The sequence below is a fragment of the Haemophilus haemolyticus genome, from assembly GCF_001679045.1.
GTDB classification, from domain to species: Bacteria; Pseudomonadota; Gammaproteobacteria; order Enterobacterales; family Pasteurellaceae; genus Haemophilus; species Haemophilus haemolyticus.
In genome coordinates, this window is sequence record NZ_LYCK01000001.1 from 334852 (window position 1) to 346480 (window position 11629).

Consider the following 11629-nt stretch of genomic DNA (forward strand, 5'->3'; position numbering starts at 1 on the left):
TTTTACCCTTAGCCCTTACTTTACAGAAGAATTTTTACTTATTTTACAAGGAGCTTTTATGCAATCACGTCTTATTGTGGATGCTCAGCAGGAATCTCTACTCAGTACACATAAAGTGTTGCGTAACACGTATTTTTTATTGGGATTAACCATGGCATTTTCAGCGGTTGTTGCGTTTATTTCAATGAGCCTAAACTTGCCATATCCAAATATTATTGTGTTATTAGTGGGTTTTTATGGCTTACTTTTCTTAACAAATAAATTAGCTGATCGTCCTGCTGGTATTTTGGCGGCCTTTGCTTTCACCGGATTTATGGGATATACCATCGGGCCAATTTTAAATATGTATGTGGCACGTGGAATGGAAGATTTGATTATGCTTGCATTCGCAGGAACTGCTATCGTATTTTTCGCGTGTTCTGCTTATGTATTGACTACGAAAAAAGATATGTCATTTTTATCAAGCGCAATGTTTGCATTATTTATTGTGCTATTACTTGGTATGATGGCAAGTTTCTTCTTCCAAATTCCTGCGTTATCAGTCGCAATTAGTGCATTATTTGTTGTGTTTTCTACAATGACTATTTTGTATGAAACCAGTAATATTATCCATGGTGGTGAAACGAATTACATTCGCGCAACCGTGAATATTTATGTTTCAATCTACAATTTATTCTTGAGTTTATTAAGATTACTTTCTATCTTCTCAAGCGATGAATAATGATTGAATTTTGACGTTGTGACCCCACTTTTTAGTGGGGTTATTTTTTGGAATTGGCAATGGAAAAACAAATTTTTGAACATGCAGTCAACGTTGAGGAAGAACAATATCAGCCTAAGCAAGAGTTTCATCATGTAGAAACAAAGCTGGATGAAACATTGGAAGGGGAATTACTTGATGCTCAACTTGAACAGGCATTGAAACCAAAATCAGGTTTTGGAAAAACGGTATTAAAATTTACCGCACTTTTATTTGGCGCAGCGACAGTTGCGCAATCCGTACAGTGGATTTGGGATAGCTATCAACAACATCAATGGATTTATCTTGCTTTTGCTTTAGTCAGTTTAATTGTCATTTTATTGGGGATTAAAGAGATTATTGGTGAGTGGCGACGTTTAGTTCGTTTAAAAAAACGTGAGCAATTGCAACAACAAAGTCAGCAGATTTGGTTAGAGAGTGCGGTAAAAAATGGTGATGTTTTTTCTGTTCATAACGTAGAAAAAAGTAAAGTTCTTTGCTTAGATATTGCAAAATCTCTACGTTTGGAAAATGATTCTCCAGCGGTAATTCAATGGCAACACCAATTAAATGAAGCTTATTCAGCGAAAGAAATTACGCATTTATTCAGCCGTAATGTTTTGTCTTCTTTTGATGCACAAGCTAAAAAATTGATTAGTAAAATGGCCGCTGAATCAGCTGTGATTGTCGCGATTAGTCCACTTGCTGTAGTGGATATGTTTTTTATTGCGTGGAGAAATCTTCGATTAATGAATAAGATTGCTGACATTTATGGGATTGAATTAGGGTATTTTTCACGTATTCGATTGTTAAGAATGGTATTGGTCAATATCGCTTTTGCTGGGGCAACCGAAGTGGCACAAGATATTGGAATGGATTGGCTTTCTCAAGATGTGACCGCAAAACTTTCTGCGCGTATAGCTCAAGGAATCGGTGTGGGATTGCTCACTGCTAGATTAGGCGTGAAAGCAATGGAGCTTTGTCGCCCATTAGCATTTCAATTAAATGAAAAACCAAAGCTCTCACATATTCAACAGGAATTACTTAGCTCGGTGAAAGATATTGTTCTCGGTAAAAATAAGATTTACAAAAAGGAGCAAGTCTGATGAAAATCGAGGTTGTTTATCAACATAGCGATTTTATTATTATCAACAAGCCTGAAGGAATTAGTGTTCATAAAGATCAAGAAGAACAAGGCTTAACAGTACTTGTTGCAAAACAACTGAATGTGCCTAAAGTATGGTTGGTTCATCGCTTGGATAAAGTGACGTCGGGTCTATTAATTTTGGCACTGAATGCTGAAAGTGCGGCTGAATTTTCACGACTTTTTTCTGAACATAAAATTCATAAAACGTATCTGGCATTAAGTAACCAAAAGCCTAAAAAGAAACAAGGTTTGATTATCGGGGATATGAAGAAAGCTCGAGATGGCGCTTGGAAACTTTGCCAAACAAAAGACAATCCCGCAATTACGCGTTTCGAAAGTGTAAGCAGTGAGCCTAATTTACGTTTATTTATTTTAAAACCACAAACGGGGAAAACGCATCAATTACGTGTTGCGATGAAAAGTTTAGGTAGTCCGATTTTAGGCGATGGACTTTATGGTAAAAATACTGAAAAAATTGACCGCACTTATTTGCATGCTGCCCAATTGGAATTTGATTATTTGAATGATTTTATTTCGGTAACTTATTTACCCTCTCAAGGTCAATTTTGGATTAAATCCAGTGTGTTTGAGCAAATTAAGGCTTATCTGGCAAAGCCGTTTTTATCAAAATAGAAATCTCTGTATAATAAAGCCAATTTTACTCTTTAATAGGAACAAAAATGAAATTTATCTCTTTTAATATAAATGGTTTACGTGCTCGTCCACATCAACTTGAAGCCATTATTGAAAGATATCAGCCAGATGTAATCGGCTTGCAAGAAATTAAAGTCGCTGATGAGGCTTTTCCTTATGAAATTACAGAAAACTTAGGTTATCACGTATTTCATCACGGACAGAAAGGCCACTATGGCGTAGCATTATTGACTAAACAAGAACCTAAAGCGGTTCGTCGTGGTTTTCCAACAGACAATGAAGATGCGCAGAAACGCATTATTATGGCTGATCTTGAAACTGATTTTGGTTTGTTGACTGTCATTAATGGCTATTTTCCTCAAGGGGAAAGTCGTGCGCACGAGACTAAATTTCCAGCTAAAGAGAAGTTTTATGCGGATCTCCAACAGTATTTAGAAAAAGAACACGATAAATCGAATCCGATTTTAATTATGGGTGATATGAATATTAGTCCAAGTGATTTAGATATTGGTATCGGAGATGAAAATCGTAAACGTTGGTTACGCACAGGTAAATGTTCTTTTTTACCTGAAGAACGAGCGTGGTATCAACGTTTGTACGATTACGGATTAGAAGATAGTTTCCGTAAGCTGAACCCGACAGCAAATGATAAATTCTCGTGGTTTGATTACCGTTCTAAAGGTTTTGATGATAATCGAGGTTTACGAATTGATCATATTTTAGTAAGTCAAAAATTAGCTGAACGCTGTGTCGATGTGGGTATTGCACTAGATATTCGAGCAATGGAAAAACCTTCTGATCACGCACCGATTTGGGCTGAATTTAAATAGGAAAGTGAAATGGATATGGCAAATTGGCAGAATTATCGTTCTACCGTGAATGGTATGCCCGCCGTTTTTACCGCAAATATTGAAGATGTTGAAAAATATCACGGTAAAGATCTCGATAAAATAGTGCAATTCACTATCGCTTATAAAGCAGATGATGAAACAGGTTTGCCCTCAGAAGTTGAATACGATAAGTTAATTAATCATATATTTAAAATTCTGGCGCAATTAACCGCACTTCCGAATGTATTTTTTGCGGGACATTTTATTTGTAATTCCCAAGCGAAAATGCATTTTTACTGTGAGCATGAAAATCTTATTGTAGAAACTTTACAACAAATTGATTTTGTTAAAGATATTAATGTGCAAAAGGATTTAAGTTGGGATACTTATTTTGACTTTTTGCTTGCTTCTCCATTAGAGATTAAATTAAATGCAACGGAAGAGTTACTTGATTTGCTGAAAAATAAAGATCGTGATTTAAGTGATACGTATCTGGTGGAGCATAGTTTTCATTTTGATGAAGAAGAAAAAATGTTCCCTTTTATGGATGAACTTAGTTTAGGGGATTATTCTTTCACGACATTACAATATTCCGCACAAGCTATTCAGTTTAATGAAGATGATGAACCTTATTTCTTGGTGAAATTAGAGCAAGAAATTTCATTAGATAATGGTGAGATTTTTGAACAAGTAGAACGGTTTGAAAAACTGGCTGGACAATTTGCGGGAGAGTATATCGGCTGGGAATGTGATTCTTTGATGGATGCGAATAAGCAGCTGAATTAGTTCTTTTAGATACTCGTAAGTCATAAAAAAGAGAGATATTTATCTCTCTTTTTTAATGTAATTTAACTTTTCTGCGCATTTTACGCATTAATAAAAATACCCATGGCCATAGTATTCCCGACGCTAAAGCCCCAAAGATTTCTTGCCAGTTAAAAAATGCGGTATGCAGGGAGAATTCGACTAAGAAAATAGCTAATCTGACAATAAATACAAACGCAATCACTAAAAGACTTTGAAACCAAAGCGATAAATTTCTGAGTACGAGATAGTTTTTTGCCACAAAATAAATTGTCACAGAAAGGACTAGGGCATGAATACCTAATGTGGAACCTAGGATTAAATCCCATACCAGACCTAATAAAAATGCCCATCCAATACTGACTTTATTTGGAATAGCCAGAACCCAGTAAAGTAAAACGAGAACTAACCAAGCAGGCTTAAATGCCTGAAAACCAAGTGGCCAGGGGGCGAGTTCTAGCACTAATGCCACGACAAAGAAGCTTAAAATTGTGAGCCATTGTAAAATAAAGCGAGTTTGCATTAATCTTCTTCCCTATGTTCTTGTTGTTCTGACGGTACAGCTTCTTCATTTTGCGGTGCGTCGGTTGGAATTTCAGGTTCAACCGTTGATTGATCCTTATTTTCTTGAAGATTATCGTCTGTTAACGGGGCTTTTTTTACTTTGTAATCAGCTTCATTCGCTTGGCTTTCTAAACGTTTTTGCACTAAATTACGCACTTCTTCTGGAGACATAGATTTTACTTTAGACATATCTAAATTGCTTGGCCAAAGTAGTAATACATAGCGTAAGCGTTCAAGGGCTGCGAGAGGTTTGGCTTTGACAGTTGCAAAGTAATTGGAACCATCGCGTGAAACGCTTTGTACAACCGCTACTGGATAGCCTTCAAGGAAGCGGCCACCAAGACCTGACGTTACAAGCAAGTCGCCTTTTTCGATATCCACAGAACGAGGTACATTATCAAGAGTTAGCTCATCAGTATGTCCAGTTCCACTTGCAATGACGCGAACATCGTTACGTAGAACTTGTACTGGAATAGAATGAGTGACATCAGTTAAAAGCAACACTCTGCTTGTATTTTCACCCACAGAAATAATTTGACCAATGACGCCTTTTTCATCAATTACAGGCTGACCTACATAAGCACCGTCTTTTTCGCCTTGGTTAATAACAATTTGTTGACGATAAATATCAGTTTCTGCAGTTAAAATTTCCGCAATCTTTTTGTATTCATCGGTGCGTAAAGGGGAGTTTAACAATAAACGTAAACGTTGATTCTCGACTTTGAGTTGATCTAGTAAGAGTAAATCTGCATTTTTTTCACGTAATTGTTCGCGTAATACTTTATTTTCGATTTGTAATTTACTGGTATCCACTAAATTATCTGATACCCCATCTAATACGGTACGAGGGCTATTGGCAAGATAATAGAGCCCACCCACTGCAGTTTCCATAGCACTGCGAGCTTTAGTCATTGAATTAGTTTGACCATCAGCTAAGATGAAAGAAAGGGAAGCGGCTACAGCTAATAATAATCGAATGCCAAGCGGGGGGGCTTTACCGAAAATAGGCTTCATTAAGCGTCCTACGTTGAGATAAAAAGATTAAAAGGAAAAGTGCGGTCATTTTTAACCGCACTTTTTATTTTTGGTCTAAATTAAATTTCGTCACTAAAAATGTCGCCACCGTGCATATCGATCATTTCTAGTGCCTCACCGCCACCGCGAGCAACACAGGTTAATGGATCTTCTGCGATAATGACTGGAACGCCAGACTCTTTAGAGAGAAGCGTATCAATATTACGCAATAGTGCACCACCACCAGTTAACACCATACCTCGTTCAAAAATATCAGCTGCGTGCTCTGGTTGACATTCCTCAAGAGCAGTACGAACAGCGGTTACGATACCATTTAATGGCTGTTGAATAGCTTCTAAAACATCGCGTGAGGTTAAGGTGAATGAACGAGGTGCGCCTTCAGCAAGATTGTGACCATGTACTTCCATTTCTTTAATTTCATCACCTTCTTGAATATAGGCTGTGCCGATTTCTTGTTTGATTCGTTCTGCTGTTGGTTCGCCGATAACAGAACCAAAAGTGCGGCGAACATAAGAAATAATTGCTTCATCAAAACGGTCACCACCGATACGAACTGAAGAAGAATATACGATACCGTTTAAGGAAATAACAGCGACTTCAGTTGTACCACCACCGATATCAATTACCATAGAACCAACTGCAGTCGAAACAGGTAATTTAGCGCCGATTGCGGCTGCCATTGGCTCTTCAATTAAATATACTTCACGCGCACCAGCACCGATTGCGGATTCTTTAATTGCACGACGTTCTACTTGTGTTGCACCAGCAGGCACACATACCAGTACACGAGGGCTTGGGCGCATAAAATTACCACTGTGAACTTGTTTGATAAAGTATTGCAACATTTTTTCTGTAACAAAGAAATCTGCGATTACGCCATCTTTCATTGGGCGAATGGCAGCAATGCTTTTTGGTGTGCGTCCAAGCATTAATTTCGCTTCTTTACCTACAGCTGCGATGCTTTTTAGTGAACCAACGCGATCTTGTCGAATTGCAACAACCGAAGGCTCATCTAAGACAATACCTTGACCTTTCACATAAATTAACGTGTTTGCAGTACCTAAGTCGATAGAAAGATCGTTTGAAAAAAGTCCACGAATTTTTTTAAATAACATAATTATCCTATTCTAAAATCAGAGTTAATTTTGCTTGGCTGAAAAAGTGAAATTATCTCATCGCCAAGCACGCAAAAAAATTGTGCTAAATGTACCAAAAAATGTGTTGAAATTACAGTTGTTTTTCGTGTTTTTTACGTTAGTTGCCACTGGCCTTTATCTTGTAGAGTCAGTTGTTGCTGATGTAAAGCTTTCAGCGTTGAACGGTGGCCAACACTGATTAGCGTGGTTTTTGGTAGCTCTTGTTTTAATAGTTGATACATCGCAAATTCTAAACCTTCATCCATGCTTGCTGTGGCTTCATCTAAGAAGGCTACGGCAGGTTTGTGTAGAATCAAACGAGCAAACGCTAAACGCTGTTGCTCACCAAGCGAAAGAATACGCGTCCAGTCTTGTGCTTTTTCTAATTGTTCAGCCAAGTGTCCCAGTTGCACTTTATTTAGTATTTCTACTGCTTGCGTATGTGAAATATTGTCAGGCTTATTGGGATAAGTTAATGCTGAAATCAAATTTCCTTGTGGCACATAGGGTTTTTGCGATAAGAAAAGTTGACTGTTTATTGGGCAACTCACTTCACCTTCTGCGTAGCTCCAGAGCCCAGCGATTGTTCGTAAAAGTGTCGTTTTCCCTGCACCAGATTTTCCTTGAATGAGTAAACTACTTCCTTGCGGTAGCGTAATGTTGAGATCTTCTACCAGAGTGTAACCTAATGGATTTTTAACACTTAAGTTGTTGAAAATAACATCTGTAGGGTGATTGTGGATTTGTATTTGCGATTCATGATTCACCATTTCAATGGCGTAGCTGAAACCGGTTAAACGATCGAGCGTCGCTTTATACCCTGCAAAACTATCATAAGTATTACGGAAAAATGAAAGATTGCTGTGCAATTTTCCAAATACTTGTAAAGTTTGCATTAAATCACCGAGTTTTATTTGTTTTTCAAAGTAACGTCCAACTTGAATTAACAATGGAAAAACAACAGAAACTTGACTTACAACTAAGTTAAATCCTGAAAATTTTAGCGTTCTAAATACTATGACCCACATGTTATGGATGACAGCATTGAATTGTTGGTAAAGCTGATTTTTTTCTACTTTTTCACCTGCATAAAAAGCAATGCTTTCGGCATATTCTTTTATGCGAATTAAAGAATAACGGTAGTTTGCGTTTAAGTGTTCATTAATAAAATTTAACGATATTAATGGACGACCGAGCCAAAATGCAATGAGGGTAGTGAAAATGACATAGCCAAACACTAAGAACACCATCATATGTGGAATTTCCACGCCAACTACTATCATTGGACCGGCTAATCCCCATAACAAAATCGTGTAAGAGATCATAGAGGTGACAGCATCAATGACTCCGGTGCTTAAAGAAAGCGTGGTTTTTACATAAGATTGGACATCTTGTTGAATACGTTGATCGGGGTTATCTAGGTTTTCTGATAAATACTGTGTTTTATAATAGGCTCTATGTGCCATCCATTTATCAACAAGCTGCTCATTAAGCCACTCAATCCAGTTGATGACGAAACGTTGCTCTAAATAATAGCTTACTAATGCTACTGAAACAGAACTTGCGGCAATGACACAGAACAAGCCCATTTGTTGCCAAAATACATGTTCATTAAATTCTTGCAATGATGTGTACATATTTTTGTACCACTCAGAATGTACAAGGCTGATACGTACGCTGAGTAATGTCATCGCAACAATAAGCAGAAAGAATAGGATAGGTTTTATGCTGCGTTTAGGTGAAAGATAGCCACCTGCAAACATCCAAAATTGTTTTCCCCATTGGGTAAAACGCACCAAAAGAAAAATGCCAAAACTAAAGACGACAGAGGTGATGGCTAGCGTTTGTAAAATCCAAATAAGAGAAGTAATGGCTTCTTGGCCGTAATCCATAAATATTCCATCCGAGATAAAAGTGCGGTGAAAAATAACCGCACTTTTTATAAAAGGGTCAAAAATTTTTGGTATTGTAGAGTCTATGCTCAATTTCGCAAGAAAAAATGTGACGAACGTATCATTTTTTGAGTTTGGTTAAGGTTTTCAAAAAACAACTTGGATATAATCCGAAGGAGTTAAATTTCATTTTTAAGGGGTCAATATGAGTGATATTGCAATCACGATTAGTCTTCTTGCCCTTGTTGCCGTAATCGGTTTATGGATCGGGCATTGGAAGATTCGTGGGGTTGGGCTTGGTATCGGTGGTGTGCTGTTTGGCGGCATCATTGTGGCTCATTTCACCAATCAATATGGTTTGCAACTAGATGCGCGTACGTTGCATTTTGTGCAGGAATTTGGCTTGATTCTGTTCGTTTATACGATTGGGATTCAGGTTGGGCCTGGCTTTTTTGCATCTTTAAGAAAATCAGGTTTAAAACTCAATGCTTTTGCCATTTTAATCGTTGTTCTGGGTTCTGTTGCTGCGGTGATCGTGCATAAGGTTGCGGATGTTCCGTTAGATATTGCACTTGGTATTTATGCGGGGGCGGTAACTAACACGCCAGCCCTTGGTGCTGGTCAGCAAATTTTGACTGAACTTGGCGTGCAACAAACTACAGTGACAATGGGGATGTCTTATGCGATGGCTTACCCATTCGGGATTTGTGGTATTTTGCTTGCAATGTGGTTAATCCGCCTATTTTTTAAAGTCAAAGTGGACGATGAAGCCGCTCGTTTTAATGCAGAGAGCGGTCAAGAAAAAGAAAGTTTGCATAACATTTCAGTGAAAGTGACTAACCAAAATTTAGATGGTTTAACGCTGATTGAAGTGCCTGGATTTAGTGATGAGGAAGTGGTTTGCTCTCGCCTAAAACGTGAGGACATGGAAATTGTTCCAAAGGCTAGCACAGAAATTCGTACCAATGATATTTTGCAATTAGTCGGCGATGATGCCGCTCTATCCAAAATGCGCTTGATTATTGGTCATGAGGTAGATGCGCCAACATCTTCTTATAGTGGAGAGATTCGTGCCGAACGTGTAGTGGTTACTAATGAAAAAGTCTTAGGTAAAAAGATCCGCACGTTGGGTATTCATCAAAAATATGGTGTGGTGATTTCTCGCTTGAATCGAGCGGGTATTGAATTAGTGCCAACAGCGAATACAACTTTGCAATTTGGTGACGTACTTCATATGGTGGGGCATACCGATGTGCTAAATAAAGCTATTTCCGTAATTGGCAATGCACAACAAAAATTGCTTCAAGTGCAAATGTTACCTGTGTTCATCGGTATTGGTTTAGGTGTGCTTGTCGGCTCGATCCCATTCTATATTCCAGGTTTCCCCGTTGCGTTAAAATTAGGGCTTGCTGGTGGGCCATTAGTCGTTGCGTTGATTTTAGCGAGAATTGGCACGATTGGTAAACTTTACTGGTTTATGCCACCTAGTGCTAACTTGGCATTGCGCGAAATAGGGATTGTTCTTTTCTTGGCTGTGGTAGGTTTAAAATCAGGCGGAAGTTTCTTTGATACCTTGTTGAATGGCTCAGGTCTTGAATGGATGGGATACGGTATTTTTATCACCTTTATTCCATTAATGATTACTGGTATTTTGGCTCGTCTATATGGCAAACTGAATTACCTTACAATCTGTGGTTTACTTGCAGGTTCCATGACAGATCCTCCTGCTTTAGCATTTGCTAATGAAATTAAAGAAGATAACGGTGCAGCAGCACTTTCTTATGCCACTGTGTATCCATTGGTGATGTTCTTGCGGATAATGTCGCCGCAGTTATTAGCAGTGCTATTGTGGGCAGCATAGTCAAAATAAGTTCAATTTATACAAACAAAAGCGCGGTTAATTTCGCGCTTATTTTTTGCGTGGATTTTGCGCGAGAGGGTATTCAATGATAGAATCTCGCACTTTTATTGCGAAGCGAGAACAAAATGGCACTAGTTGAATTTTTGATGAAAACCTTAGATGGCTTAAAGGGAACAGATATTGTACATTTTGATGTACGTGGAAAATCCTCGATTACGGATAATATGATTATTTGCACGGGTACATCGAGCCGCCAAGTTTCTGCAATGGCAGATAATTTAATTACAGAATGTAAAAAAGCAGGTTTTGAAACTTTTGGTGAAGAAGGTAAAAATACTGCAGATTGGATTGTGGTGGATCTTGGTCAAGCAATCGTACATATCATGCAACGTGACGCGCGTGAAATGTATCAATTAGAGAAACTTTGGGCGTAAATTTTAGTAAAGTGCGGTGAAAAATAACCGCACTTTTTAGATAAGGATGACTTGTGAAAATCACGTTAATTGCTGTCGGAACAAAAATGCCTTCTTGGGTTACAACGGGTTTTGAGGAATATCAACGCCGTTTCCCAAAAGATATGCCTTTTGAACTGATTGAAATCCCAGCAGGCAAGCGTGGAAAAAATGCTGATATTAAACGTATTTTAGAGCAAGAAGGTAAGGCAATGTTAGCCGCCTGTGGAAAAGGCAAAGTCGTGATGTTAGATATTCCAGGTAAACCTTGGACCACACCGCAGTTAGCCGAGCAATTAGAAGCCTGGAAAAACGATGGCCGTGATGTATGTTTGTTGATCGGTGGGCCAGAGGGACTTTCGCCTGAATGTAAAGCAGCTGCAGAGCAAAGCTGGTCGCTTTCACCATTGACATTACCTCACCCGCTTGTTCGTGTTGTGGTGGCTGAAAGTTTATATCGTGCGTGGTCGCTCACGACTAATCATCCTTATCACCGAGAATAGTAAATCCTCATT

General features: G+C 38.4%; 12 protein-coding genes. 8 read left to right on the plus strand and 4 right to left on the minus strand.

Annotation, left to right across the window (positions count from 1 at the left end):
• Positions 1-58: 58 nt before the first annotated feature.
• Genes A8M50_RS01730 through A8M50_RS01750 form a run of 5 tightly spaced genes read left to right on the plus strand, consistent with a single transcriptional unit; the run spans position 59 to position 4156 of the window.
• A complete protein-coding gene (locus A8M50_RS01730) occupies positions 59-721 on the plus strand; it encodes a Bax inhibitor-1 family protein (RefSeq protein WP_005646338.1) in 663 nt (220 codons plus the stop codon).
• A 59-nt stretch (positions 722-780) separates the two neighbouring features.
• Positions 781-1845, plus strand: a complete 1065-nt coding sequence (locus A8M50_RS01735; RefSeq protein ID WP_005646267.1) for a YcjF family protein — start codon at positions 781-783, stop codon at positions 1843-1845.
• Positions 1845-2519, plus strand: coding sequence for a TIGR01621 family pseudouridine synthase (locus A8M50_RS01740; RefSeq protein ID WP_005646360.1), 675 nt, complete (start codon positions 1845-1847; stop codon positions 2517-2519). The genes A8M50_RS01735 and A8M50_RS01740 overlap by 1 nt, the downstream gene beginning before the upstream one ends.
• A gap of 47 nt (positions 2520-2566) precedes the next feature.
• Positions 2567-3370 carry an exodeoxyribonuclease III gene (gene xthA / locus A8M50_RS01745; protein WP_005628039.1) on the plus strand — a complete coding sequence of 268 codons (804 nt, stop codon included), beginning with the start codon at positions 2567-2569 and terminating at the stop codon, positions 3368-3370.
• 9 nt (positions 3371-3379) lie between these two features.
• On the plus strand, positions 3380-4156 hold the full coding sequence (locus A8M50_RS01750) for a TIGR01619 family protein (RefSeq protein WP_005646362.1): 777 nt from the start codon (positions 3380-3382) through the stop codon (positions 4154-4156).
• Positions 4157-4208: 52 nt separating this feature from the next.
• On the opposite strand, the gene mreD is transcribed toward A8M50_RS01750, so the two are convergent.
• From mreD to A8M50_RS01770, 4 genes are all read right to left on the minus strand, one after another.
• A complete protein-coding gene (mreD, locus tag A8M50_RS01755; RefSeq protein ID WP_005629096.1) occupies positions 4209-4697 on the minus strand; it encodes a rod shape-determining protein MreD in 489 nt (162 codons plus the stop codon).
• Positions 4697-5752 (minus strand): rod shape-determining protein MreC, encoded by a 1056-nt coding sequence (mreC, locus tag A8M50_RS01760; protein WP_005646265.1) that lies wholly within the window; start codon positions 5750-5752, stop codon positions 4697-4699. The genes mreD and mreC overlap by 1 nt, the downstream gene beginning before the upstream one ends.
• 80 nt (positions 5753-5832) lie before the next feature.
• A complete protein-coding gene (locus A8M50_RS01765; protein WP_005635474.1) occupies positions 5833-6888 on the minus strand; it encodes a rod shape-determining protein in 1056 nt (351 codons plus the stop codon).
• 134 nt (positions 6889-7022) lie between these two features.
• On the minus strand, positions 7023-8801 hold the full coding sequence (locus A8M50_RS01770; protein ID WP_005646448.1) for an ABC transporter ATP-binding protein/permease: 1779 nt from the start codon (positions 8799-8801) through the stop codon (positions 7023-7025).
• A gap of 205 nt (positions 8802-9006) precedes the next feature.
• On the opposite strand from A8M50_RS01770, the gene A8M50_RS01775 reads away from it, so the two are divergent.
• The 3 genes from A8M50_RS01775 (at position 9007) to rlmH (ending at position 11617) form a co-directional block, all read left to right on the plus strand.
• Positions 9007-10662, plus strand: coding sequence for a putative transporter (locus A8M50_RS01775; protein ID WP_005646433.1), 1656 nt, complete (start codon positions 9007-9009; stop codon positions 10660-10662).
• Between the two features lie 125 nt (positions 10663-10787).
• Positions 10788-11096, plus strand: a complete 309-nt coding sequence (rsfS, locus tag A8M50_RS01780; RefSeq protein WP_005628770.1) for a ribosome silencing factor — start codon at positions 10788-10790, stop codon at positions 11094-11096.
• A gap of 53 nt (positions 11097-11149) precedes the next feature.
• A complete protein-coding gene (gene rlmH, locus A8M50_RS01785) occupies positions 11150-11617 on the plus strand; it encodes a 23S rRNA (pseudouridine(1915)-N(3))-methyltransferase RlmH (RefSeq protein ID WP_005646326.1) in 468 nt (155 codons plus the stop codon).
• Positions 11618-11629: the final 12 nt, after the last annotated feature.

What these genes read in the sequence shown, in the direction of transcription:
- A8M50_RS01735 (WP_005646267.1), top strand. Translation starts at nt 781, where the DNA reads ATGGAAAAACAAATTTTTGAACATGCAGTCAACGTTGAGGAAGAACAA.
- A8M50_RS01750 (WP_005646362.1), top strand. Translation starts at nt 3,380, where the DNA reads ATGGATATGGCAAATTGGCAGAATTATCGTTCTACCGTGAATGGTATG.
- xthA (WP_005628039.1), top strand. Translation starts at nt 2,567, where the DNA reads ATGAAATTTATCTCTTTTAATATAAATGGTTTACGTGCTCGTCCACAT.
- mreC (WP_005646265.1), bottom strand. Translation starts at nt 5,752, where the DNA reads ATGAAGCCTATTTTCGGTAAAGCCCCCCCGCTTGGCATTCGATTATTA.
- rsfS (WP_005628770.1), top strand. Translation starts at nt 10,788, where the DNA reads ATGGCACTAGTTGAATTTTTGATGAAAACCTTAGATGGCTTAAAGGGA.
- A8M50_RS01775 (WP_005646433.1), top strand. Translation starts at nt 9,007, where the DNA reads ATGAGTGATATTGCAATCACGATTAGTCTTCTTGCCCTTGTTGCCGTA.
- A8M50_RS01730 (WP_005646338.1), top strand. Translation starts at nt 59, where the DNA reads ATGCAATCACGTCTTATTGTGGATGCTCAGCAGGAATCTCTACTCAGT.
- A8M50_RS01740 (WP_005646360.1), top strand. Translation starts at nt 1,845, where the DNA reads ATGAAAATCGAGGTTGTTTATCAACATAGCGATTTTATTATTATCAAC.
- A8M50_RS01770 (WP_005646448.1), bottom strand. Translation starts at nt 8,801, where the DNA reads ATGGATTACGGCCAAGAAGCCATTACTTCTCTTATTTGGATTTTACAA.
- mreD (WP_005629096.1), bottom strand. Translation starts at nt 4,697, where the DNA reads ATGCAAACTCGCTTTATTTTACAATGGCTCACAATTTTAAGCTTCTTT.
- A8M50_RS01765 (WP_005635474.1), bottom strand. Translation starts at nt 6,888, where the DNA reads ATGTTATTTAAAAAAATTCGTGGACTTTTTTCAAACGATCTTTCTATC.